The 23,221-nt window shown below is 61.1% G+C and carries 20 protein-coding genes; 11 read left to right on the top strand and 9 right to left on the bottom strand.

The features are described 5' to 3' along the window. Positions 1 to 40 precede the first annotated feature (40 nt). A complete protein-coding gene (locus E4631_RS09330) occupies positions 41 to 2,317 on the top strand; it encodes a S41 family peptidase (RefSeq protein WP_133656107.1) in 2,277 nt (758 codons plus the stop codon). Between the two features lie 18 nt (positions 2,318 to 2,335). On the opposite strand, the gene E4631_RS09325 is transcribed toward E4631_RS09330, so the two are convergent. The 3 genes from E4631_RS09325 to E4631_RS09315 form a co-directional block, all read right to left on the bottom strand. Next, complete coding sequence (locus tag E4631_RS09325; protein ID WP_133656108.1) at positions 2,336 to 2,539, bottom strand: hypothetical protein; 204 nt, start codon at positions 2,537 to 2,539, stop codon at positions 2,336 to 2,338. Positions 2,540 to 2,605: 66 nt separating this feature from the next. After that, complete coding sequence (locus tag E4631_RS09320) at positions 2,606 to 3,406, bottom strand: DUF1353 domain-containing protein (RefSeq protein ID WP_166647957.1); 801 nt, start codon at positions 3,404 to 3,406, stop codon at positions 2,606 to 2,608. A 297-nt stretch (positions 3,407 to 3,703) separates the two neighbouring features. After that, positions 3,704 to 4,696, bottom strand: coding sequence for an aspartate-semialdehyde dehydrogenase (locus tag E4631_RS09315; protein ID WP_133656110.1), 993 nt, complete (start codon positions 4,694 to 4,696; stop codon positions 3,704 to 3,706). 114 nt (positions 4,697 to 4,810) lie between these two features. Between E4631_RS09315 and E4631_RS09310 the strand changes: the two genes are divergently transcribed. Next, the gene (locus E4631_RS09310) at positions 4,811 to 7,432 is read left to right on the top strand and encodes a lamin tail domain-containing protein (protein ID WP_166647958.1); all 2,622 of its coding nucleotides are present in this window, start codon (positions 4,811 to 4,813) and stop codon (positions 7,430 to 7,432) included. A gap of 52 nt (positions 7,433 to 7,484) precedes the next feature. Here the strand turns inward: E4631_RS09310 and E4631_RS09305 are convergent, their stop codons facing one another. Beyond that, entirely contained in the window at positions 7,485 to 8,738 is a 1,254-nt protein-coding gene (locus E4631_RS09305) for an aspartyl protease family protein (protein ID WP_133656112.1), read from the bottom strand. A 259-nt stretch (positions 8,739 to 8,997) separates the two neighbouring features. On the opposite strand from E4631_RS09305, the gene E4631_RS09300 reads away from it, so the two are divergent. Both E4631_RS09300 and E4631_RS09295 read left to right on the top strand, forming a co-directional pair. Then, entirely contained in the window at positions 8,998 to 10,632 is a 1,635-nt protein-coding gene (locus E4631_RS09300; RefSeq protein WP_135318601.1) for a DUF1800 family protein, read from the top strand. A 148-nt stretch (positions 10,633 to 10,780) separates the two neighbouring features. After that, entirely contained in the window at positions 10,781 to 12,007 is a 1,227-nt protein-coding gene (locus E4631_RS09295; protein WP_133656114.1) for a DUF1501 domain-containing protein, read from the top strand. A 128-nt stretch (positions 12,008 to 12,135) separates the two neighbouring features. Here E4631_RS09295 and E4631_RS09290 read toward each other — a convergent pair whose 3' ends face one another. Beyond that, on the bottom strand, positions 12,136 to 12,972 hold the full coding sequence (locus E4631_RS09290; RefSeq protein ID WP_240734783.1) for a hypothetical protein: 837 nt from the start codon (positions 12,970 to 12,972) through the stop codon (positions 12,136 to 12,138). Between the two features lie 200 nt (positions 12,973 to 13,172). Between E4631_RS09290 and E4631_RS09285 the strand changes: the two genes are divergently transcribed. Next, entirely contained in the window at positions 13,173 to 13,679 is a 507-nt protein-coding gene (locus E4631_RS09285) for a hypothetical protein (RefSeq protein WP_133656115.1), read from the top strand. A gap of 74 nt (positions 13,680 to 13,753) precedes the next feature. Here the strand turns inward: E4631_RS09285 and E4631_RS09280 are convergent, their stop codons facing one another. Next, on the bottom strand, positions 13,754 to 14,515 hold the full coding sequence (locus tag E4631_RS09280) for an alpha/beta fold hydrolase (RefSeq protein WP_133656116.1): 762 nt from the start codon (positions 14,513 to 14,515) through the stop codon (positions 13,754 to 13,756). A 142-nt stretch (positions 14,516 to 14,657) separates the two neighbouring features. Between E4631_RS09280 and E4631_RS09275 the strand changes: the two genes are divergently transcribed. From E4631_RS09275 to E4631_RS09250, 6 genes are all read left to right on the top strand, one after another. Next, positions 14,658 to 15,944, top strand: a complete 1,287-nt coding sequence (locus tag E4631_RS09275; RefSeq protein WP_133656117.1) for a sorbosone dehydrogenase family protein — start codon at positions 14,658 to 14,660, stop codon at positions 15,942 to 15,944. Continuing rightward, positions 15,944 to 16,405, top strand: a complete 462-nt coding sequence (locus E4631_RS09270; RefSeq protein ID WP_133656118.1) for a cytochrome c — start codon at positions 15,944 to 15,946, stop codon at positions 16,403 to 16,405. The genes E4631_RS09275 and E4631_RS09270 overlap by 1 nt, the downstream gene beginning before the upstream one ends. Positions 16,406 to 16,488: 83 nt before the next feature. Beyond that, entirely contained in the window at positions 16,489 to 17,655 is a 1,167-nt protein-coding gene (locus E4631_RS09265; RefSeq protein ID WP_133656119.1) for an AAA family ATPase, read from the top strand. After that, the gene (locus E4631_RS09260; protein WP_133656120.1) at positions 17,652 to 18,236 is read left to right on the top strand and encodes a hypothetical protein; all 585 of its coding nucleotides are present in this window, start codon (positions 17,652 to 17,654) and stop codon (positions 18,234 to 18,236) included. The genes E4631_RS09265 and E4631_RS09260 overlap by 4 nt, the downstream gene beginning before the upstream one ends. A gap of 64 nt (positions 18,237 to 18,300) precedes the next feature. Beyond that, positions 18,301 to 19,182, top strand: coding sequence for a pirin family protein (locus tag E4631_RS09255; RefSeq protein WP_133656121.1), 882 nt, complete (start codon positions 18,301 to 18,303; stop codon positions 19,180 to 19,182). Positions 19,183 to 19,420: 238 nt separating this feature from the next. After that, positions 19,421 to 20,587: a Gfo/Idh/MocA family protein gene (locus tag E4631_RS09250; RefSeq protein WP_133656122.1), complete on the top strand. Its 1,167-nt coding sequence runs from the start codon at positions 19,421 to 19,423 to the stop codon at positions 20,585 to 20,587. 82 nt (positions 20,588 to 20,669) lie between these two features. On the opposite strand, the gene E4631_RS09245 is transcribed toward E4631_RS09250, so the two are convergent. The 3 genes from E4631_RS09245 to E4631_RS09235 form a co-directional block, all read right to left on the bottom strand. After that, on the bottom strand, positions 20,670 to 21,236 hold the full coding sequence (locus tag E4631_RS09245) for a DUF4136 domain-containing protein (protein WP_133656123.1): 567 nt from the start codon (positions 21,234 to 21,236) through the stop codon (positions 20,670 to 20,672). A gap of 93 nt (positions 21,237 to 21,329) precedes the next feature. Then, positions 21,330 to 22,187 carry an aldo/keto reductase gene (locus E4631_RS09240; RefSeq protein WP_133656124.1) on the bottom strand — a complete coding sequence of 286 codons (858 nt, stop codon included), beginning with the start codon at positions 22,185 to 22,187 and terminating at the stop codon, positions 21,330 to 21,332. An 81-nt stretch (positions 22,188 to 22,268) separates the two neighbouring features. After that, positions 22,269 to 23,180, bottom strand: coding sequence for a mechanosensitive ion channel family protein (locus E4631_RS09235; RefSeq protein ID WP_133656125.1), 912 nt, complete (start codon positions 23,178 to 23,180; stop codon positions 22,269 to 22,271). Positions 23,181 to 23,221: the final 41 nt, after the last annotated feature.

The raw sequence follows: 23,221 nt of genomic DNA, 5'->3' as shown, positions 1-23,221 counted from the left end.
CTATCCAAGTATCTTGGTACATCCTTTTCCTCGCAATGCTATGAAAACTTGCTGGCTGATTTTGGCCGCTTTGCTCGTGCGCACCCCGCTGGCCGGCTGGGCCCAGGCGCCTACCCCCCCACTCAACCTGAGCTTTGAGCAGGTAGACCACCGCACGCACCTGCCCGCGGGGTGGTGGACCAGCCTGAGCGGCCCTACCCCGCCGGATGCCGCCAGCGGCTACCTGGCCGCCGCCGATTCGCTGACGCACCACGACGGCCGCTACGCGCTGCGGGTGCAGTCGGTGGGCGCCACCCGGCCAGCGGATGCGTTTGGCGTGGCCACGATGCGGCTGCCCGTCACGTTTGGGGGCAAGTCGGTGAAGCTGACGGGCTTTCTCAAAACGGACCAGGTGCAGAACGGCTACGCGGGCCTGTGGCTGCGCGTGGACGGCGAGCAGGGTATGCTGGCCTTTGACAACATGCAGAAGCGCCCGGTGCGGGGCACTACCGACTGGCAGCAGTACACCATCACCCTACCCCTCGCCAACGAGGCTAAGACCCTTTACTTCGGCACCCTGCTGCCCGCTACCGGCACGCTGTGGCTCGACCAGCTGACGCTAACCGTGGATGGCCGGCCGGTTGACCAGGCGCCAGCTAAGCCGGTGGTGCACTACAAAGCCGAGCAGGACACGGCTTTTCGGCGCGGCTCGGGCCTGACCCTCAGCAACCTGAGCAAACAGCAAATCGACAACCTAGCGGTGCTGGGGCGGATGTGGGGCTTTGTGAAATACTACCACCCCGCCGTGGCCCGCGGCGACTATAACTTTGATGCCGAGCTGCTGCGCGTGCTGCCCCGCGTGCTCAGCAGCAAGACCGAGCAGGCCCGCAGCGCGGTGCTGAGCGCATGGCTTACCAGCCTGGGGCCGGTGCCCGCCTGCGCCACCTGCCGCGAGCCCGCGCCCGCCGCCATGCGCCTGCAGCCCGACCTGGCCTGGCTCAGCGATAAGGCGCAGCTGAGCCCCGACCTGCGCGCGCAGTTGGACTACCTGCGCCGCAACCGCAACCAGGGCCCGCACTACTACGTGCGCGCTGCGCCGGGCGTGGGCAACCCCATTTTTGAGCACGAGGAAGCCTACGCCGCCACGCCTACCCCCGATGCCGGCCTGCGCCTGCTGGCGCTGTTTCGGTATTGGAACATGATAGACTACTACTTCCCCTACCGCTACGCCATCGGCGAAGACTGGCAGCGGGTGCTGCCCGAGTTCATTCCGCAGTTTGTGGCCGCGGGCACGGCCGAGCAGTACCGGCTCACGGCGCTGGCCCTCATCGCCCGCGTGCACGACACCCACGCCAACATCTTTAATGACAAGATATTAACTACCTACTGGGGCACTTATTACGCGGCGCTGTGGCTGCGCTTTGTGGAGGGCCAGGCCGTGGTGGCGGGCTATTACGATGCTGCCCTGGGGGCCGCCACTACCCTTAAGCCCGGCGATGTGGTGGTGCGGGTAGATGGCCGGCCGGTGGCGGAGCTGGTGCAGGCCCGCCAGCCCATCACGCCCGCATCTAACGAGCCCACCCAGCTGCGCAACATTGCCCGCGACCTGCTGCGTGGCCCTACCCCGCAAGTGGCCCTGGTGGTGCGCCGCGCCGGCCGCGAGTTTGCCGTTACCATCGACCGCGTGCCCGCCAGCCAGCTCAACCTGGCCGTGAACTATGGCACCCCCGACCCCAAAGCCCCCGCCTGGCGCCTGCTGCCGGGCAACATCGGCTACCTGGCCCTCGGCACTATCCACAACGCCGACCTGGCCGACATTATGGCTAAGGCTCAGAAGACCAAGGGACTAGTCATTGACATCCGCAATTATCCTTCTGATTTCGTGGTTTTTACGTTGGCCAAGTACTTACTCAGCAAGCCGGCTGAGTTTGTGCGCTTCAGCCGACTACAGGCTACCTACCCAGGCTTTTTTGCGCAAACCCTGGCTATAAAAGTAACGGCCGACCCCGGCCCGGCTTACCCCGGCAAGGTTGTTATTTTAGTGGATGAGATAACCCAAAGCAACGCCGAATACACCACCATGGCCCTGCGCAGCGCTCCCCGCGCCACCGTATTAGGCAGCACCACGGCCGGGGCCGACGGCAACGTGTCGGCCATCGTGCTGCCCGGCAATATCAACACCCGCATCAGCGGCATCGGCATCTACTACCCCGACGGCCGCGAAACCCAGCGCGTCGGCATCGTGCCCGATGTGGAGGCTAAGCCCACCATTCAGGGCATTACCGACGGCCGCGACGAGGTACTCGAAAAAGCCGTGCAGCTGATTGAGGCCAGCTAGCGCCCTGGGGTAATCATTTCAAAATGAGCCCCTACCCCCCTCCTGGCCCGGCATCTCAGCCCACAGCAGCAACGCTTCGGACAGCGGATTAACGCTCAGGTCAACCAGCCGCACGCCGTAGCGCAGCTCATTGTTTTCCACGATTTCATGGCTGCCCAGGCTGATGACGCGGCGCAGGCGTTGAGCGTTGCGGCTGTCGCCCAGGGCCACGTAGTGCGTCATTGTTGCGAACAATTTTCCTCATTAGCCATCCTACACTTTCATAATATAAAATAGCATTCAGCATCTCTATTGCCCTGGTAGCACTAACACATTTCCCGTTTTTAATCTCTGGCTAGCTGCTACTAATATAGAGTCAAGTCGCGGTAAAGTCAACGAATCAGCTTTGGCATAATCTACTACTTCTTTAATTTGCTGTATTTTCAGGGTAGCCGATACATCATTTACATCTAGTCGCTTTATCTCAACCTTCTGCGCAGATATAACAACTTGAGATGCTTGCATTTTAGCCAGGTTAGCAACTGCGCTTGATGTATTCTCGCTTAGCGTACTTCCTCCTGCTCGTGACAATGCCGCAAGGTATTCGGGGCTTGTATTATCTAAATAAGTCCACCGCTTATTAAATAACCAGACGGCACTATACATAGCGGCAGCTTTTGCCTGAGGGGTTCCGCCAGCTAGGCAAGCATTGTAAAACATTCTATTCACTTTCTGCCAAGTGGCTTTGTGGTAGGAATTTCCGCTACTATTTGCCTTTCCACAATACGCATCATGAAGTAACGATGCACCACGCCACCGTTCGTCACGCCGGTCACCCACGAATGAAAGGCATATAGTTGGTATGGAAGCCCCATCTGTAATCGTGCCGACTGGTGCCGTCCACTTGTAACCATTTGGGTCGATGTAGGAGCACGACCTAAAAGAAACGTCGTCGCTCCCGTTTGTGGCCGCATGAACAGGCAGGGGCCAAGGATTGAAGGCGGTAGGAGGTAGTAATGTTGCGTTAGTACCCAAGATGGAAGGTATTTGCGACGGCCACCAATTAGTTGCGCAAATGTAAATTAATGCGCTAGATAACAGTGTTTTCATAGTAAACCAAGAGGTGATTAGAGTGCCATCAAATGTATTATTTACTTTAGGGCAATACATCCGTGTCAGCACTGATTTTCGGTTACTACAGTTTGCCAATTGTCACTAGTGCTGTGTCAGGGAAATTAGTTACCTGACAGCCAAACGATGGTCTTTGAGTGAGCCTTTACTGCTTGATTAGCAGAAAAACGGTCATGAAAAAGCATCAGCTAATAAGCTGATGCTTTTTAGGTTTAACGCTGAGCAAATCTTATAAGGCCAGAGTTGCAGCATGCAATAATAGAGGCGATATGGCCTCTACACCAAGCCTTTAGCCATCAGATACTCAGCAATCTGCACCGCATTCGTGGCGGCGCCTTTGCGCAGGTTGTCGGCTACTACCCACATGTTGAGGGTATTGGGCTGGGTGTCGTCGCGGCGCAGGCGGCCTACCAGCACGGCGTCGCGGCCGTGGCTGTCCTTGGGCATGGGGTAGCGATTGTTCTGCACATCGTCTACCAGCTCCACGCCGTCGGTTTTGCTGAGGATGTCGCGCACCTCGGCCAGGTCAAAATCGTGGGCAAACTCGATGTTCACCGACTCGGAGTGGCCGCCCATTACGGGCACGCGCACGCAGGTGGCCGTGACGCGGATGCTGTCGTCGCCCATGATTTTCTTGGTCTCGTTCACCATTTTCAGCTCCTCCTTGGTGTAGCCGTTGGGCTGAAACACGTCGATGTGGGGCAGCACGTTCAGGTCGATGGGGTGGGCGTAGGCGGGGTTGCTGGCCTGCTGGCCGGCGCGCTCCTCCATGAGCTGGTCTACGGCTTTTTTGCCGGTGCCGGTTACGCTCTGGTAGGTGCTGATGACGAGGCGCTTGGCCTGGTACTTTTTGTGCAAGTCGTTGAGAGCCACCACCAGCTGAATGGTCGAGCAGTTGGGGTTGGCGATGATTTTATCGTCTTTGGTGAGCACGTCGGCGTTCACTTCGGGCACCACCAGCTTCTTGGTAGCGTCCATGCGCCAGGCCGACGAGTTGTCAACCACCACGGTGCCCACTTCGGCAAACTTAGGCGCGAACTCCAGCGACACGCCGCCGCCGGCCGAGAAAATGGCGATGGCCGGGCGCGCCGCAATGGCGTCTTCCATGCTCACCACGGGGTAGTCTTTGCCTTGAAAATGAACCAGCTGGCCCACCGATTTGGCCGAGGCCACGGGCAATAACTCAGTAACCGGAAACTGGCGCTCGGCCAGCACTTTCAGCATTTCGGTGCCCACCAGCCCGGTGGCACCCACAACGGCAATCTTCATGAGGGTAGCAGTTAATCAGCTTGTTAGGCGAACGGCTTCGCGCCGGCCGCTAGTGGGCAAATGTCGGCAGAAATTCGTTACTTGGAAGTTAAACTACATTTCAGCTATTCATTAATGAAGCAGTTATACTTTTTAGTAATTGCGTTCTATCTTCTGCTACCCCTGGCCAGCCGCGCCCAGCTCGCCGAAACATTTGCCGACGGTAATTTCACCCAAAACCCGGCCTGGACCGGCGATGTGGGCAGCTTCGTAGTAAGCAAAGAGGTGCTGCAAAGCGCCGGCCCAGCCACCACAGGCACCCAGCTGCAGCTCGTGACGCCCTGCCAGGCTAGCACCGGCACCACCTGGGAATTTTGGGCTAATATCAAGCTGGCAACCTCGGCCAGCAACCTGGCCGACGTGTGGCTGCTGGCCTCGCAGCCCGACCTCAAAAGCCCCAGCACCAAAGGCTACTTCGTGCGCCTGGGCGGCACCGACGACGAGGTGAGCCTCTTCCGCAAAGACTCGGCCCGCAGCCCGGTACTGGTGATTGATGGACTGAATGGCACGCTCGCTTCCAGCACCAACAATCTTGTGCGGGTGCGCGTAACGCGCTCGCTGCAAGGCCAGTGGATGCTGGCGCGCGACCTCACGGGCGGCCGCAATTTCGTGGCTGAGGCCGCTACCCCCCTCGACAATACCCACCAGCGCGGCAGCGTGGTGGGCGTGTCGCTGCTCTACTCGTCGGCCAATAGCAAGAACTTTTACTTCGACGACTTTCTGGTCACCGACGCCACCGCGCCGCTATTGCTGCGCGCCACGGCCGTGGACAGCCGCACGCTCGACGTGGTGTTTAATGAAGCCGTGGGCGCCGCCTCGGCCACCGACCCCGGCCGCTACCGGCTGGCCACGGGGGTAGGGCCGGCCACGGCCACCGTGTCGGCCCTGAACCCGGCGGTGGTACGGCTCACGTTTGCGCAGGATTTTGCCAATGTCAACACGCTGGAAGTGCGGCAGTTGGCCGACCTCTACGGCAATGTGGCGGTGGGGCCGCTCACGGCGGCATTTGGCGGGGTGCCGGTGGCGCCGCAGGTGGGCGAGCTGCTCATCACGGAGATTATGGCCGATGAAACGCCGGTGGTGGGCCTGCCGGCGTCGGAATTTATCGAGATTTTCAATAACACCGCCACTAAAACGCTGAGCCTGCGCGGCGTGCGCCTGCTGAAGCCGGGCAGCACCACCACCGCCGTGCTGCCCGACACGGCCAAGCTGCTGCCCGGCCAGTACGCCGTGGTGTGCGGCAGCACCCGCGCGGCACAGTTTGCGGCCTACGGTAAGGTGTACGGCGTCAGCAACTTCCCCTCGCTCACCAACGCCGCCGACCAGCTGGTGCTGCGCGGGCGCAGCGGCGCTACCCTCTTCGAAGTAGCCTACGCCGACACCTGGTACCGCGACCTACGCAAGCGAGACGGCGGCTGGACCCTCGAAATGCGCGACCCCGCCAGCTACTGCGGCGCCGCCGACAACTGGCAGGCCAGCCAGGACCCCAGCGGCGGCACGCCCGGCCGCCGCAACAGCGTGGCTGGCCCTAATCCCGACCGCACGCCGCCCACCCTGCTGCGCGCCGTAGCCCTCACGCCCAGCACCATCCGGCTGTATTTTGGGGAGAAATTGGACAGCGCGGCAGTAGCCAGCCCGGCGCTGTACGCGCTGCGCAGCAGCACCGGCCCTACCCCCACCGTGAGCCGCGCCGCGCCCGCAGCCCCCGATTTTCGAGTTGTGGACCTGACGGTGAGCCCGGCGCTGCTGCCCAGCCAGCCGCTGACCGTGACCGTGGCCCGCGCCACCGATTGCGCGGGCAATGCCAGCGGCGCGCTGGCCGCGGCCGGCGTGGCCCTGCCCGAAGCTGCCCAGCCCGGCGACGTGGTAATGAACGAGGTGCTGTTCAACCACACTTCGGGCGGCGTGTATTTCGTGGAAATCCTCAACCGCTCGCCACGCTACGTGAATCTGCAGGGCTATCAGCTAGGTATTCAGAAGGCTGGTGGCGGCGGCACGGCCGTGGTCAGCCCCGGCGCGCCCTACGTACTGGCACCCGGCCAGCTGGTGGCCCTGACTTCGGATGCGGGCACGTTGCAGGCGCAGTACCCCACCAGCAGCGACCCGGCGGCGCTGCTGGCCATGGCCAGCTTTCCGGCCCTGGATAATAGTGCCGGCTCGGTGTACCTCTACAGCTCAACCAGCACGGAGCTAGACCATTACGACTATAATAAAAGCCAGCAGTTGCCACTGCTGAGCACGCAGGCGGGAGTATCGCTGGAGCGAATTCGGGCACAGGGACCGAGCGCGGCCAGCAACTTCCACTCGGCGGCGGGCGCGGTGGGCTACGCCACGCCCGGCCGGCCCAACTCGCAGGAACAGGATGCAGTGGGCAACGGCCAGGAGCTGAGCATGGTGCCCGAGCTATTTACCCCCGACGACGATGGCCAGCAGGACTTTACGACCCTCAACTACCAACTCGACCAGCCTGGCTACGTGGGCTCCGTGACGGTATACGACGCCCTGGGCCAGCTCACGCGCCGCCTGCTGCGCAACGAGAGCCTGCCCACCACCGGCTTCGTGCAGTGGGATGGCCTCGACGAGCATGGCCGCAAGGCCGCCGTGGGCTACTATATTGTGCACGTGGAGCTGTTTCGGCCCAGCGGCGGCGAGCGCCGCGAGTACCGGAAAACAGTGGTGGTGGGCGCCCGGCTGTAGCAGAATAAAAGCGTTTGTCATGGCGAGCGCAGCGCTCGCCATGACAAACGCTTTACCACTCCCTGAATTCCAGTTGCTTATTGACGTAGTCGATGGTAGTGCGGTACTGGATAAGCAGGGGATAGCCCACCAAACCCTGCAAGTGGGCGCGGCGCGGGTTTTGGTTGAGGTGGGAGATATCGGCAAATACCGTTTCCTGGTGGCGAAACACCAAGGGACCGCCGGCCAGGCGCACGGCGCGCAGCTCGCCGCTGGCCACGGTGCGGCTGGCGGCATCGGCCCCGCTCACGCGGCTGGTAGCGGGCTGGCGCAGCTGCGGCGCCAGGGTAGCCGCATACTGCTGGTCGAGCAGGTTGGTTTGGGCACCGCAGTCCACGGCTACCTCGAAGGTCTGGCCGGCCACCGTGAGCGCCACCACGGGCAGGTGGCCGCTGAGCGTGAAGGGCACGCGCAGGAGCGGCGCAGGCGCGGCGGGCGCATCGGCGGCGGGCTGGCGCAGCAGCACCCGCCCGCCGCGGTAGTCGAGGGTAAGGGCATACTGGCTGAACACGTTGTAGCCGATGATACCCAGCAGCGGCGCGGCCCCCAGCCGGCCTTCGAGGCTGGCCAGGTCAAGGGTAGGCACTTCTTTATTGGTAAAGCTGATACCCTGCCAATTGAAGCTTTGGGTGAGGTGGTACGACGCGCCGGCCAGGCGCCCATTCACGCCCTGCCCACTGCTCGCGGCCGGCGGCGCTTCGGTGGCCGGGGCCGGAAACTCGCGCTGATTAAGCACCAGCGCCGGCGCGCCCGAATCGAGCAGAAACGCGCCGCGCCGGCCATCTACTTCGGCTTCGACCAGGATGAGGCCGTGCGCCAGCCGCATAGGAGCATCTGCGCTGGGCGGCGTAGTAAGGTCTTGCGGGCCAAGGGTATTACCCAGCTTCCGGACGCCGGGCGGCGCCAGGTTCAATTCGGCAAACTGGCCGGCGAGCGTCAGCACGAAGTCGCACGCCTGCTCGGCCCCGTGCTGGGCGATGGCGCATACGTAGCGCGTGTTGGCCCCGGCCGGCTCTTGGCGCACCACGCGCAAGCCCTCGACCGGCCCAAACTGCGGCACGAGTTGCGCCAGTATCCGCGCCGTGTAGGCCGGTGGCAGGCTACCCACGCGGGTTTCGGAGGTAAGGTAGGGTCGCACGGGTGCTACGGAGCCGCTATCGAGGGCTACTACCAGCTGGTCGAGAGCCGGGATGCCAGTGGCCGACTGCGCCTGGGTGGCTCCAGCGGCGGCCAGAAATAACAACACGATAGCTAAAAAACGACGCATAAGAATAACTGTAAAAGCATTGCCCTGGCCAGGTATCCACGCACACCTAGCGCGGTTTCAGGGTCAGTGGCTAGTAGCGCGAACTTTGTAGTTCGCGTCCCCGCACGGTTTGGTTGGCTTTAACGGCGCGGAGACGCGAATTACAAAGTTCGCGCTACTACCCGGCCTACAAACTGCCCTCGCAACCGCGTTAAAATAGTTGAAGGTCAACTGATACCTGCTGTAACGCGGCCATTGCGCCACTGCGCATTAAACCCCCGTGCCTTTTCGTCATCCAACGGCCATGAACGCACAGCAGCTCCAGCATTTGTATTGGCGGGCCGGCTTTGGGCCACGCCCGCAGGATGTGGCCGCCAACCTCAGCCCCAGCAAGGTCTTGCGCCAGCTTCTGCACGAGGCCCGCGCCTACGAGCCCATTCCCAGCTCTTCGCTGGCTGCTTTCCAAGACCCTATGGGGGCGGTGATGGCCGTGCCGGCCGGGGCGCCTACCCCCCCGCCGGGCGGCATGGCGGCGGGGCCGGCCGCCGCGCCGCCCGCGCCCGCCAGCTCGGCCCAGCCGGGCACTGCTAATCCGGCCGGCCCTACCCCCCCCTTGGCAGCCGTAGACGCGCTACGGCCGCGCTCCATGCTGGCCACCCGCCGCCAGGGCTTGCCACAGCTGCGCCGTGCCGACCTCACACCCGAGCAGCGCAAAATGCAGAATATGGGCATTCGGGACGCTTTTATTGGCATGAGCACGGCTTGGATGGCTAAAATGACCACCTCGCCCGGCCAGCTGCGCGAGAAGGTAGCGCTGTTTTGGCACGGGCACTTTGCCTGCCGCACGCGCCGGCCCGACGACTCGCTGGCGCTGCTCAACACCATTCGGGAGCACGCACTGGGCAAGTTTCCCGACCTGCTGCTGGCCGTGAGCCAAGAACCGGCCATGCTACAATTTCTGAATAACCAGCAAAACCGCAAGGAGCACCCCAACGAAAACTTCGCCCGCGAGGTGATGGAATTGTTCACGCTGGGCCGCGGCAACTACACCGAAACCGACGTGAAGGAAGCCGCCCGCGCCTTCACTGGGTGGGGCTACGATGGGCAGAGCCGCTTCGTATTTAAGGAGCGCCAGCACGATGCAGGTAGCAAAACCTTGCTGGGCCAGACCGGTAATTTTGGCGGGGCCGACGCGCTGCGCATCATTATGCAACAACCGGCGGCGAGTACGTTTTTGGTGACGAAGCTGTACCGCTTCTTCGTGAACGACGTGCCCGACCCGGCCCACATCGCGCCGCTGGCCGTGGCTTTCCGCCAGAGCGGTTACGACGTGAGCGACCTGCTGGAGCGCCTGTTTTCGGCCGACTGGTTCTACGCCCCGGCCAATATGGGCAGCCTCATCAAGTCGCCGGTGGCGCTGGTGGCGGGCCTGCGCCGCACGCTCAACCTGAAGGTAGACAACGACAAGCAGCTGCTGGGCTACCAGAAAGCGCTGGGCCAGACGCTGTTCATGCCGCCCAACGTGGCCGGCTGGCCGGGGGGTAGGGCCTGGATAGACTCGTCGTCGCTGCTGCTGCGCTTGCAGCTGCCGAGCATCTTGTTCAGAAACGCCGAGTTTGCGCTGCGCCTCAAAGACGACGAAAACGACATCACGCCCCAGACCACGGGTAAGGAGCGGCTGGTGAAGAATACCGAAACCACGCACCTGCCGCTGGGACCTATTCAGCAACTGCTGGGCGCCGCGCCGCCCGCGCAGCAACCGCAGCTGCTGGCTGGTTTTCTGCTGCAAAGCCCTTTGCGCCCCGAAAACCTGGCCCTGGTGCAGCAAGCCGCCGCCAAGGCCGCTACCCCCGAAGAGCGGCTAAAAAACACGCTGGTGAGCCTGTTGAGCTTGCCGGAATATCAGCTGGCGTAAAGACAGCTTAGCGCTTAGCCACGCCAGTTGTCCTTGCGAGCGCAGCGCGGCAATCGCCCCAGAACAAGTCGTTTGGGTATCGTTCGGGTGCGATTGCCGCGCTGCGCTCGCAAGGACAACCGTTTTAAAAACTATAATATCTTATCCTATGCAACGCCGCCAATTCATTCAGTCCTCCGCCCTGGCCAGCACCCTGTTGCTGGTGCCCAAGTTTTTGCACGCCCTCGACCGGCCCGAAAACCAGCTGGCGGCCCGCCTGCGCGACGCGCCCGGTGGGGCGGCCAAGCGCCTGATAGTGGTGCAGCTGGGCGGCGGCAACGACGGCCTCAATACCCTCGTGCCGTATCGCAACGACTTGTATTACAAGGCCCGGCCCACGCTGGCGCTCCGGGCGGCCGATGGCCTCCTACCCCTCGGCGATGAGCTGGCCCTACACCCGGCAATGAAGGGGCTGAAAGGCTTGTATGACCAGGGCCAAGTGGCGATTTGCAACGCCGTGGGTTACCCCAACCCCGACCGCTCGCACTTCCGCTCGATGGATATCTGGCAGACCGGTTCGGGCTCGGAGCAGCTGCTGAGCACCGGCTGGCTGGGCCGCTACCTCGACAGTACTTGCGCCGGCGGCGCCCCCGCCTACCAGGCCCTCGAAATCGACGACACGCTGAGCCTGGCCCTGAAAGGTGCCCAGCGCAATGGCCTGGCCCTCAAGAATCCCGGCAAGTTTCACCAGCTCACCCAGAGCCGCTACCTCAACGCCTTGAGCCAAGAGAAGTGGGTAGGGCCGGCCGGCTCGGAGCTGGACTACCTGTATAAGACGCTGGCCGAAACGGCGTCGTCGGCTGACTATCTCTACGAGAAATCGAAAATCTACACCAGCGCGGGCGCTTACCCGAACACCGACTTTGGGCACAACCTAAAAACCACCGCCGAGCTGATTACCTCGGGCGTCGAGTCGCGGGTGTACTACCTGGCCCTCAGTGGTTTCGATACCCATGTGCGGCAGCACGAGCAGCAGGGCCGCCTGCTCGGTGAGCTTTCGAATGGCCTCGCCGCGCTGGCCGCCGACCTGCAACAACACAACGAGTGGAACAACACGCTGGTGATGGTTTTCAGCGAGTTTGGCCGGCGCGTGGGCCAGAATGCCAGCAATGGCACCGACCACGGCACCGCCAACAACGTGTTCCTACTCAGCGGCGCGCTGCGCAAGCCCGGCCTGCTCAACCAGCCCGCCAGCCTCGCCGACCTCGACCAGGGCGACCTGCGCTACCAGCTCGACTTCCGCAGCCTCTACGCCAGCATCCTCACCGATTGGCTCGGGGCCGACGGCCAACTCGTGCTCGGGCCGGGGGTAGAGAAGCTAGCGGGATTGGTTTAGTCACGCCATTTGTCATTGCGAGCGCAACGAAGTGAAGCGCAGCAATCGCCCCGGAACGACTCTTTTGGGTATCGTTCTGGGGCGATTGCCGCGCTTCACTTCGTTGCGCTCGCAATGACAAACGAGTTTTACAACGGCACCATAAACCCGAACCCGTACAGCCACTGGGCCGAGCCGAACTGGTGCGTAACGCGGCCCAGGCGGTCGGCGCCGATGTAGCTGTTGGTGTAGCGGGCGTAGGCGCCCTGGAAGTCGGAGCTTAGGAAGAAGTACTTATACAGCTCCAGGCGCAGGCCGCCGCTGGCCCCGGCCACCCAGCCTTCGTAGTGAAACGGCCCCTCGGCGTGGCTGGTGAAGATGGACGAGATGGTGTATGAAATCATGGGCCCGCCACCCACCTTGCCGATGGCGCTGAGCGTGACGTGGCGGCCGGCGCGCAGCTGCCAGCGCTTCACCAAGTTGGCCATCAGGTAGTTGTTGCCGTTGGTGTGCTGCAAGTGCACGAAGTCGGGCGTTACCAGGGTGTCGCGGTCGAACTTGTAGCCCCGAATCTGGCCCGATACGCGCATGGTCTGGAAGTCATCGACCACGTACTTGAGGTGGTTCCAGCTAACCTCGATGCCCAGGTCGTGCTTGTCGTGGAACATGTAGCCCACCGTGAGGTCATACTGCGGCACGGTCAGGTTGTCCAGCTTCCAGAAGTCGCTCATGCTGGGGTGGTCGTGGGCTACCGCATCGTGAAAGGTGAAGTCGTAGTCATCCGACTTATCGTTCTTAAACCGAATATCCGATTTGGTGTACCAGTCGCGGTTATAGCTCCAGTTGAGGTACACGGCACCGTGGTCGCGGGGGGTAATCGGCACACCGGCTAGGGTAGTTGTGGGGGTAGTAACCGGCGGTGCCACCTGCGCCCGACTCACGCTAGCTAGACCCAATAGGCCCGCCAGCAATAAATAGTTCTTCATTATAAAATATAAAATCCCTACCCCCTTCAGGCTACGGGACTACGAAAATACTGCCCAGGTGACAATGCAGCCGAACTTCATCAAAAAGATAGGATAACAGGCTTTTTCTTTTCACAATTAGTTCATAGTTTTGCCTGTTCAATCTAAACTCATAAATATTTGAAATTTTAAACAACTTCTTTCTTTTTTACCTTTTTCTGATGAAAGCACTTTTACCTTCTTTTCTGGCAGCTAGCGGCCTGCTACTCAGCTCCTGCGCTTCCATTGTCAGCCACAGCAGCTGGCCCGTGGCCATTGCCAGCTCGCCCATCGGGGCCACCGTGAGCATTGTCAATAGCCACGGCCAGGAGGTGTTTACGGGCGTGACGCCCATTAATACCAGCCTCAAATCGGGGGCGGGCTTTTTTGCGGGCGAGCACTACACGGTCAATTTCTCGATGCCCGGCTACGACACCAAAACGGCGGCGCTCGGCACCAGCGTTAACGGCTGGTATTTCGGCAACATTCTCTTCGGCGGCATCATTGGGCTGCTCATCGTAGACCCCGCCACCGGCGCCATGTATCGCCTCGACCAGCAAGCCATGCAAGCCACCCTCACCCAATCGCGGGCAATGGTAGTACCCGAAGCTAACCCAAACAGCCTGCAAGTAGTCTCCATCGACCAGGTGCCCGAGAACCTGCGCGACAAGCTGGTGCTGGTGAAGTAAGCAGCAGCACGATTCACTAACTCACTGCATTTAACCACAAAAGGCCGGGCATGCCCGGCCTTTTTACGTACTGGTTACCCCCCAAAAACCGCGCTGGCCAGCGCCAGCACGGCCCGGCGCGTGGGCTCGGGCTGCTCCAGGTACGCCTGGTGGCCGCTGCCCTCCAGGAACAGCGCCGCGCCAAGGGGGGGTAGGGCGGCCTGGGCCACTGAGTCGGCCAGGGGCACGGCCACGTCGTGCTTGCCCGCCACCAGCAGTACCGGGAAGGGCGCGGCGCGCAGCACGGTGGTACGGTCGGGGCGGGCGGCCATGGCGCGCAGGGCACCCGCGATAGTGGCCTCGGGGGTGGCCCGGCCAATGTCTTCGAGCAGGGCCAGGGCCTCGGGCAGGCGGTCGCGGTTGGCGGGAGCAAAGAGCGGGCGCACGAAGCTGCCCATGAATTTTTCGAGGCCGTGGCGCTCGACAAAGCTGATGTTTTTTTCGCGGTTCTGGCGCTTCTCGTCGGTGTCGGGATAGGCCGTGGAGTTGAGGAGCACCAGGCCGGCCACGCGGTCGGGGTAGCGCTCGGCCAGGGCCAGGGCCACGTAGCCGCCCATGCTGTGGCCTACCACCAGCACGGGGCCGGCGCAGCCCTTTTGGTCGAGGTAGCTTACTACGAAGCGGGCCTGGGCCTCCATCGAAAAGTCGGGCGCGGCGGCGCGGTTGGTGCCGTGGCCCAGCAGGTTGGGCATGAGCAGGCGGTAGCCGGCCGGGAAGGGCCGGGTAAATTCCGTCCAGACCTCGCGGCTTTCGGCAAAGCCGTGGACGAAAAGAATGGTGGGGGTAGTTACTGACATAGCAGCAGCGAAGGACAACGCGCAAAAGTAGCGCCCTACCCCCCTCGGCCCAGCCAACGCTGCAACCTTCAGCCGACATTAGCAGTTGGGGAATTAGCTTGCTTTTAGCTTATTTCGCCTCGTCATTTTCCTATTTCCCTGTATGCTCTCCTTTTCTCCTCGCTTATTACTCGCCGTGCCCGCCCTGGCGGGTAGTCTGGCGCTAGTTGCCAGCCACCCCACCAGCGTGCGCGTCGCGCCCGACCCCAACAATGCCGGCCTCAAGCTACCCGCTGGCTTTGGCGCGCTGGTAGCCGCCGAAACCGGTGGCAAAGCCCGCCACATCGCCGTTACGCCCCAGGGCGTTATCTACGTAAAGCTCAACAAAGTAAAAGACGGCAAGGGCATTCTGGAGCTGCACAGCCAGCCCAACGGTAAGGCCACCATGACGGGCGGCTTTGGTGACTATGGCGGCACGGGCATGTACGAGAAAAACGGCTACCTCTACGCCTCCTCCGACCACGCGGTGTACCGCTACAAGCTCGACGGCAAGGGTGAAGTAACCGCCCCCACCAAACCCGAGCTGCTGGTGCGCGGCCTCAAAGTGGGCAGCCAGCACGAGTCAAAATCCATCGTGCTCGACAACGCCGACAACCTCTACGTGAACATCGGCGCCTACGCCAACGCCTGCCAGGAGCAGGACCGCACCCGCGGCAGCAAGGGCATCCCCAATTGCCCCATTCTGGACTCGGCGGGCGGCATCTGGCAGTTTAAGGCCAACCAGCTCAACCAGCGCTACCCCGACGGCACGCGCTACGCCACCGGCCTGCGCAACGTGGTGGGCCTCGACTGGAACCCCCAAGACAATCAGCTCTTTGTGATGCAACACGGCCGCGACCAGCTGCACGACAACTGGCCCGAGCTTTACGGCGAAAAGGAGTCGGCCGCGTTGCCCGCCGAGTGCCTGTACGCGCTCACCAAAGGCTCGAACGCCGGCTGGCCCTACATCTACTACGACCAGCAGAAGAAGGAGCTGATGAAAGGCCCCGAGTACGGCGGCGATGGCAAAACGCCTTCCACCGCCGACTACCTCAAGCCCGCCGCCGCCTACCCCGGCCACATGGCCCCCGATGGCCTGCTCTTCTACACTGGCACCATGTTCCCGGCCAAGTACCGCAACGGCGCCTTCATCGCCTTCCACGGCTCCTGGAACCGCGCTCCCGAGCCCCAGGCTGGTTATTTCGTGGTATTCCAGCCCTTTAAGAATGGCAAGCCTGATGGCCAGTGGGAGGTATTTGCCGACAACTTCGCTGGCTCGGCCGCCAAGGCCGCCAGTGGCCGCGCCGACCACCGCCCCTGCGGCCTCGCACAGGGCCCCGACGGCTCGCTCTACGTGAGCGACGACCAGAAGGGCACCATCTACCGCATCGTATATAACGCTAAGAAATAATGACTGTTAAGCAAGCTCTTTTGACCTTGGCGCTGGCCGGCGGCGCGCTGTCGCTGCACGCGCAGCACCGCCCTACCCCCGCCGCCAAGGCCAAAGCCCCCACCAAAGCCGACCCGGCCATGGCCGCGTCCATCACCCGCGGCGCGGTGGTGTATAAGAACGTGTGCATCACCTGCCACATGGCCGACGGTGGCGGCGTGCCCAACATGAACCCGCCGCTCATCAAAACCGAGTACGTACTCGGCGACAAGGCCCGCCTAGCCCACATCGTGCTGGCCGGCCTCGCCGAGCCCATCGAAATCGACGGCAACGACTACAAGCAGCACATGCCCGCCCAGAACTACCTAACCGACCAGCAGGTAGCCGATGTGCTCACCTACGTGCGTAATAAATTTGGCAACAAAGCCAGCGCCGTGCAGGTAGCCGAGGTAAAAGCCGTGCGCGCCACTTTACCCAAGTAATTGTCGCTCAATGCTTACGCGCGGCGGCTCCGGCAACGGGGCCGCCGCGTTGTAGTTTTATCCAAATTCTATTTCCCTACCCCATGAACGAGCAGCTGATTGTCAAGAACTTCGGACCCATTAAAGACGCTACGGTGGACTTTAAGCGGGTGACGGTTTTTATTGGGCCGACGGGTGGGGGTAAGAGTACGCTGGCGAAGCTGGCGGCGATTTCTAGAGATAAGGAATTGATGCATCCTGACCCTCTGTATATTTCAACGAGAAAGGAAAAGTTTACACACTACAACATACTATCTCACCTATCTGATGAATCTACTTTCAATTGGGTAACAGTCAAAAGTATAATTAATTATGGCAAAGGCGATTATGAATTGGAGTTAGATGAAAAATCTACTGAATACTTAGAAAAGCAAATTTCTACAATTTCTGATTTATTAAATTCAAAGTCTAAAAATAAATTGCATAATCTCTTATCTGCTAGTGAGTTACTAAAAAATTATGAAGAAAGTTTCAACCAAATAGTAGCTCCAACAACTCCAGTATATGTTCCTTCGGAAAGAATATTTGTTGCAGCGATAAATACTGCTTGGCCTGGTCTGATGAGTGAAAACATCGGATTACCAAAAACCCTAACGGCCTTTGCAAACCTTTATTTTCAGGCTCGTGAATCCATAGAATTTCTGCGAATACCCTTTTTAGGGATTGATTTTTTTCGCTTAAACCAACAAGACCTTATTGTCCTAGCAAATCAACTCCCGCTAAAAATTGCGGAAACCGCCAGCGGCGTTCAATCTGTCACCCCGTTGTTAGTGTTGCTAGAGCACCTGAGCCGCAACACCGAGCAGGCACAAAGCTTCATTATAGAAGAGCCGGAGCTGAACCTCTACCCCACCGCCCAGCAAGGGCTGCTGAACTGGCTGGTGGAGAAATGCACGAAGGGCGATAACGATCTGACCATCACCACACACAGTCCCTACATTCTCTCGCATCTCAACCTGCTGCTTTACGCTTACCAGGTGGCTGAGAAGCACCCCGACCGTAAAGAGGCTGTGGCGGCCATCGTGCCTGAAGCTAGCTGGATTAACCCCAAGGAATTTGCCTGCTACCAAGTGGAGAATGGCGGCGTGCAATCGCTGGTCGATGCTGAATTAGGATTGATTGACAATAATGAGCTGGACGGGCTTTCGGGCGATGCCGCCGATGCGTTTGATAATCTTATCCGCCTGTCGAAAGGATTTGCTATCAAATGATAGAGCGTATTCACGCGGCTTACCCGCCGAAGGAACAGGCGGTTTGCATTACGACACTTTTCCATCCGGTTTTTCACGTTTACGACCCACTGTCTTTAGCTGGCGACGAGGCAACTGAACGGCTGCCTTCTACTTATCGCCTGGGACCGGATAAGGAAGACCGCGAGCTGACCGTGCAAAACGAAACTGGCCAACCCGTTCACTTGGTGGCTATTGATTGTTGCTTGTTTACCTCCGACGACCCTAGTCGCTGCGACTGCGCGCTGGTACAGGACGCAACTATCCACTTTGTGGAATTTAAGCACGGTAATTACCGGCGTCGCACTGACCGCATTAAAGATTGTATTCCGCAGCTGGCCAATTCCATCAACGACTTTTACGCTAATGGTATCTTGGCAGCGCGCCAAGCGGTACTCGCCATTGCCTGCGTTGGGTTCACAGAGGAATTTCCACCGCGCACCGCTTCTTTGGAAGCCCATCAAGCACGCCTCAACCTACTGGTATCAGTTGATGTGTTAGTGGAGTTACGCGTAACGGATACTACACTTTTCGCCCCCTCAGCGGCAGCCGAGGCACAGTAACCCATAACCTTTTACCCCGCCCCGGCTTATAAAGACTGTACCTACACCGTTTCTATTCTCAGCGATGGCCACTCCCGAATTTCGCCGCGTTTTTCAGGTTATTGATGGCAACAAGAAGGCCGTGGGCGACGGCTTCGACGTGACCAGCCCCATGCCGGGGCCGCGTATCCGGCAATTGAGCCCCTACCTGCTCATCGACCACATCGGGCCAATGCAGATTGCGCCCACCGATACACCGCTGGGCTCGCCGCCGCACCCACACCGCGGCTTCGAAACCGTGACGGTGGTGTATGATGGCCACCTGGCCCACCGCGACACGGCCGGCCACGACGGCACCATCGGCCCCGGCGATGTGCAGTGGATGACCGCCGGCGCCGGCCTGCGCCACGCCGAAATGTATGACCGCGACTTTGCCCGGCGCGGCGGCACCCTGGAGCTATTGCAGCTCTGGGTGAATATGCCCAAGGCCGACAAGCTGGTGCCGCCCAAGTACCAGGAGCTGCGCGCCGCCGCCATCCCGAGCGTGCCGGTAGCGGGCGGCGGGGGTAGCATCCGCGTCATTGCGGGCAGCTACGGCGGGGCCACGGGGCCAGCCGACACGTTTTCGCCCCTCACCCTGCTCGATGTGAAGCTGACTAAGGGGGCTGATTTTGTGCTGTCCCTACCCCCTGCCTACAACGTGGGCCTCTACGTAGTGCGCGGCGAAGTGCTGGTGAACGGCGACCGGCCGGCCCGCACGCAGCAGCTCGTGGTGCTGGGCTGGAACTCGGCCGACGTGCAACTCACGGCTTCTGCCGACAGCCTCGTGCTTGTGCTGGCCGGCGCGCCCATTGAGGAGCCGCTGGCTACCTACGGGCCGTTTGTGATGAACACGAACGAGGAGTTGATGGCCGCCATCGCCGACTTTGAGAGCGGCAATATGGGCAAGTTTCCGGAGGACGAGTAGACTGTTTTTTCAGACTCAAACAAGAAAGAACGTCATGCTCATCTGGCGTCCGCTTGTCGAAGCATCTCTACCACGCCAGTAGGTTACTATTTCTAGCGGCGTGGTAGAGATGCTTCGACAAGCGGACGCCAGATGAGCATGACGTTCTTTCTTGTTTATCAGAACACCCCCAACCAAGCCCGGCGCAACCCACCGACCCCAACACCGGTATGCCCACCCTACCCTTTTCCTTTTCCTCATGACTGACTTGCTGACCCCTACCCCCTCTTCCCGGCGCGACTTCCTGCGCACGCTCTCGCTCGGTGCGGGGGCCACGCTGGCCGGCACCGCAGCGCTGGGCGCCCCTCTCGATTGGCTGGCGCCCGAGCGCAAGCTGGGCGTGGCGCTGGTGGGCCTGGGCAACTACAGCACCGGCCAGCTGGCGCCGGCCCTGCAGCAAACCAAGTACTGCCAGCTGGCGGGGGTAGTAACCGGCTCGCCCGAAAAAGCTGTGAAGTGGCAGCAGCAATACGGCATCGCGGCCAAGAACTGCTACGACTACAAGACTTTTGACCGGATGATGGACAACCCGGCCATCGATATTGTGTACGTGGTGCTGCCCAATGCCCTGCACGCCGAGTACGTGGTGCGGGCGGCGCAGGCGGGCAAGCACGTCATTTGCGAAAAGCCGATGGCGACCTCGGTGGCCGATGCCAAGCATATGATTGCGGCGATGGAGAAGGCTGGCAAGAAACTCAGTATCGGCTACCGACTGCACTTCGAGCCGCACAACCAGGAGATGATGCGCCTGGGCCAGTCGCAGGCCTACGGCAAAATCAACCACTTGGCGGCCGACAACGGCTTCAAGTTTGGCAGCGGCGGCACACCCTGGCGCGTGAACAAGAAGCTCAGCGGCGGCGGGCCACTCATGGATATGGGCATTTATTGCCTGCAGGGCTGCCTCTATACCAAGGGCCAGGTACCGGTGTCGGTCACGGCCAAGTTCGCGCCTAATTCCAACCCGGCGCTGTTCAAGGACGTGGAGGCGGGTATCAGCTGGCAGCTACGCTTTGCTGATGGTACGGTGGCCGACTGCCGCACCAGCTACACCGAAAACATGAGCCGCCTGCGTGCCGACGCTGCCCAGGGTTGGTTTGAGCTGGAGCCGGCCTTTGGCTACGGCGGCCTGGCGGGCAAAACCAGCAAAAACGACGGCAAGCTCAACCTGCCCAATATCAACCAGCAAGCCACCCAGATGGACGACTTCGCCCAGTGCGTGCTACTCAACAAGCCCACCCGCGTGCCCGGCGAAATGGGCCTGCGCGATGTGCAGCTGCTCGAAGCCATCTACCGCGCCGCCGAAACCGGCCAGTCGGTTTCGACCAAAGACGTGGTGCAGCTCATCGACCGCCGCAGCGCCCACTGAGTGTAAAACGGAGTGGCACTCCGTTTCCCGTTGAACGAGTCGTTCGCGCGGAAACGGAGTGCCACTCTATTTTACATTACACTTACCGTGCGGGCATGGGTAGGCGGGCAAACACGTCGGCTACCCCCTTGTCAATCTGCTGAGAGGCGCGGCTGGGCTTGCGCGACAGGATGGTGGATGTGACGCCCTGCCACAGCAGCTCCTTGCGGGCGGCATCAACCAGGTCGATGGTGGCGGTGCCCTCCTGGTACTCGCCCACCGGAATGTCGCTGGCCTGCCAGTGGTAGTTGCGCTGGCCGATGTAGTAGGGCGCGCCGTCGGTGAGGTAGTTGGCCTGGCGGGTTTGGGTGCGCTGCTCGGTCACGAGGCCGATGTTCACCCAGATGTCGGGCTGGGCGGCCAGCCGGAAGCCGCGGGCTTCCATCTCGTGCGTCACGGCGCGCTTGAGGTCGAAGATGTTGGAGCCGGTGTTAATGAAAGCCGAGTCGTTGCGGGCCAGCAGGTCCATGAAATTATAGGTCTTGTACCGGCTCAGGTTGAGGCCGGGGCGGCTATCGACCCGCGTGGTAGCTTGCTCCGACGAGCAGGCGGCCAGCCCGAGGGCCAGCGCCAGCAGCGGCTTGGTAAGAGCGGAAAGGAGGCGCGGCATGGGTTATATCGGAAGGGGTAGGGAGAAAAAGAAAAGCCGACCAGGCGGGCTGGTCGGCTTTTCTTAACGCGCTCGGTAGCAGTTGCGTTGCACCTACTTGATTTTGTCCAGGGTGGCCATGTCGTCGGCCGAGAGCTGAATATCAGCCGTTTTCATGTTCTCTTCCAGGTGCTTCACCTTCGACGTGCCGGGGATGAGCAGGATGTTGGGCGAGTGGTGCAGCAGCCAGCTCAGGGCAATCTGCTGCTGGGTGGCGCCGTGTTTTTTGGCTAGGCTATCGAGGGCCGCCAGGGCCTCCTTATTGCCGCCCGAGAGCGGGTACCATGGAATGAACGCCATGTTCTGCTCGCGGGTGTAGTCGAGCACCGACTCCCACTTGCGGTTATCGACCGAATACATATTCTGCACCGATACTACTTCGAAGAACTCCTGGGCCTTCTTAATCTGGTCTACCTCTACTTCCGAGAGGCCGATGTGCTTGATAAAGCCGTCCTGCTGGGCTTTTTGCAGGAATTTGAACGTGTCCTCCATCGGCACGTTGGGGTCGATGCGGTGCAGCTGGTAGAGGTCGATTTGCTCCACTTTCAGGCGCTTGAGGCTGCCGTGCAGCACTTCTTCGAGGTGCTTGGGGCTGGCATCGACGGGCCATTGGTTGGGGCCGGTGCGCAGCAGGCCGCCCTTGGTGGCAATCACGAGGCCCTGCTTGTAGGGGTGCAGCGCCTCAGCAATCAGTTCTTCCGATACGTTGGGGCCGTAGCTGTCGGCGGTGTCAATAAAATTGACGCCAAGCTCCACGGCGCGCTTCAGTACGCGAATAGACTCAGCATGGTCCTGGGGCGGGCCCCAAATACCCTCGCCGGTGATGCGCATGGCGCCGTAGCCGAGGCGGTTGACAGTGAGGTCGCCGCCGATGGTGAACGTGGCGGGGTAGGTGGCGGTGGTAGCAGCCATAGTGGAAAAGGTCTTAAGGGTGAACGCCTTCGAGGGGGTAGGCCCCGCCGACGGCGTTTAGATAAGACAGTTTCGGGCGGACTATTGTTTGGCCGGGGGTGGCTCAGGCAGAGGCTTGCCGCTGCGAATTAGCTCGATGGGCAGCGCTTTCTGGAAGCCAGGCAGGCGAATCTCAATAATATCGGGGGGTAGGGAGTAGCCGTTTTCGGCCAGCACTATTTTGGTACGGTCCATCACTTGGCTCAGCAGTTCGAGCACGCCGCGGCGGTAGTCGTCGCTCTCGGTCCAGAACATCACTTTCAGATTCACGGTGCTGGTGGCCAGCTCGTTGACAATCACCAGGGGCTCGTGGGGCGGGTTTTGCAGCACCTCGGGCAGCTGGCGCAGCTGCTCCAGAATGAGCTGGGTAGCCCCGGCCACGCTGTCATCAAAGTCAATGCCCACCACAAAGTCCTGCCGGATAAAGCCGTCGCGGGTGAAGTTAGTCACCTTCTCCTTGAGCACCGTGGCGTTCGGGATGTACACATCCTTGCCATCGAAGGTCTTGACGCGGGTGCTGCGAATGTTCAACTCGTGCACGCGCCCCATCACATCCTGAATGGAGATGGTGTCCATGAGGTTAAAGGGCCGGTTGAAGGCCAGAATGACGCCGGCCAGGAAGTTTTCGGCAATGTCTTTGAAGGCAAAGCCCACGATGAACGCCGACACGCCCGCGCCTGCCATCAACCCGCCCACCAGCTCCGAGAGGCCAACAATCCGCATGGCCACCAGCAGGCCCACCAACACCACAAGCCAGCGCCCCATCTGGGTCAGAAAGCTGGTCAGCAGCGGGTCATCAGAACGGGCCGACAGCTTGCGGTTGAGGTAGGGGCGCAGTCGCGCGGCGGCTATCCAAACGACCAGGAACAGCACCAAAGCCAGCACCAGCCGCGGCAGCAGCACCACAAACTGCTGCCAGTACGCGTGCAGCACTTCTTGTAAATCGTGGAGCATAGCAGCGAACGCGTGAGTAAGAAAATGAGCTAGCGGGACCA

Origin of the sequence: Hymenobacter sp. UV11 (genome assembly GCF_004684095.1) — a bacterium.
GTDB lineage: Bacteria > Bacteroidota > Bacteroidia > Cytophagales > Hymenobacteraceae > Hymenobacter.
The sequence above is the reverse complement of the archived record's forward strand: the minus strand, read 5'-3'. Positions and strand labels throughout refer to the sequence as shown.

Bases quoted from the DNA above. Each gene is read 5' to 3' on its own strand.
- E4631_RS09330 (WP_133656107.1), top strand. From the start codon at position 41: ATGAAAACTTGCTGGCTGATTTTGGCCGCTTTGCTCGTGCGCACCCCG.
- E4631_RS09325 (WP_133656108.1), bottom strand. From the start codon at position 2,539: ATGACGCACTACGTGGCCCTGGGCGACAGCCGCAACGCTCAACGCCTG.
- E4631_RS09320 (WP_166647957.1), bottom strand. From the start codon at position 3,406: ATGAAAACACTGTTATCTAGCGCATTAATTTACATTTGCGCAACTAAT.
- E4631_RS09315 (WP_133656110.1), bottom strand. From the start codon at position 4,696: ATGAAGATTGCCGTTGTGGGTGCCACCGGGCTGGTGGGCACCGAAATG.
- E4631_RS09310 (WP_166647958.1), top strand. From the start codon at position 4,811: ATGAAGCAGTTATACTTTTTAGTAATTGCGTTCTATCTTCTGCTACCC.
- E4631_RS09305 (WP_133656112.1), bottom strand. From the start codon at position 8,738: ATGCGTCGTTTTTTAGCTATCGTGTTGTTATTTCTGGCCGCCGCTGGA.
- E4631_RS09295 (WP_133656114.1), top strand. From the start codon at position 10,781: ATGCAACGCCGCCAATTCATTCAGTCCTCCGCCCTGGCCAGCACCCTG.
- E4631_RS09290 (WP_240734783.1), bottom strand. From the start codon at position 12,972: ATGAAGAACTATTTATTGCTGGCGGGCCTATTGGGTCTAGCTAGCGTG.
- E4631_RS09285 (WP_133656115.1), top strand. From the start codon at position 13,173: ATGAAAGCACTTTTACCTTCTTTTCTGGCAGCTAGCGGCCTGCTACTC.
- E4631_RS09280 (WP_133656116.1), bottom strand. From the start codon at position 14,515: ATGTCAGTAACTACCCCCACCATTCTTTTCGTCCACGGCTTTGCCGAA.
- E4631_RS09275 (WP_133656117.1), top strand. From the start codon at position 14,658: ATGCTCTCCTTTTCTCCTCGCTTATTACTCGCCGTGCCCGCCCTGGCG.
- E4631_RS09270 (WP_133656118.1), top strand. From the start codon at position 15,944: ATGACTGTTAAGCAAGCTCTTTTGACCTTGGCGCTGGCCGGCGGCGCG.
- E4631_RS09265 (WP_133656119.1), top strand. From the start codon at position 16,489: ATGAACGAGCAGCTGATTGTCAAGAACTTCGGACCCATTAAAGACGCT.
- E4631_RS09260 (WP_133656120.1), top strand. From the start codon at position 17,652: ATGATAGAGCGTATTCACGCGGCTTACCCGCCGAAGGAACAGGCGGTT.
- E4631_RS09255 (WP_133656121.1), top strand. From the start codon at position 18,301: ATGGCCACTCCCGAATTTCGCCGCGTTTTTCAGGTTATTGATGGCAAC.
- E4631_RS09250 (WP_133656122.1), top strand. From the start codon at position 19,421: ATGACTGACTTGCTGACCCCTACCCCCTCTTCCCGGCGCGACTTCCTG.
- E4631_RS09245 (WP_133656123.1), bottom strand. From the start codon at position 21,236: ATGCCGCGCCTCCTTTCCGCTCTTACCAAGCCGCTGCTGGCGCTGGCC.
- E4631_RS09240 (WP_133656124.1), bottom strand. From the start codon at position 22,187: ATGGCTGCTACCACCGCCACCTACCCCGCCACGTTCACCATCGGCGGC.
- E4631_RS09235 (WP_133656125.1), bottom strand. From the start codon at position 23,180: ATGCTCCACGATTTACAAGAAGTGCTGCACGCGTACTGGCAGCAGTTT.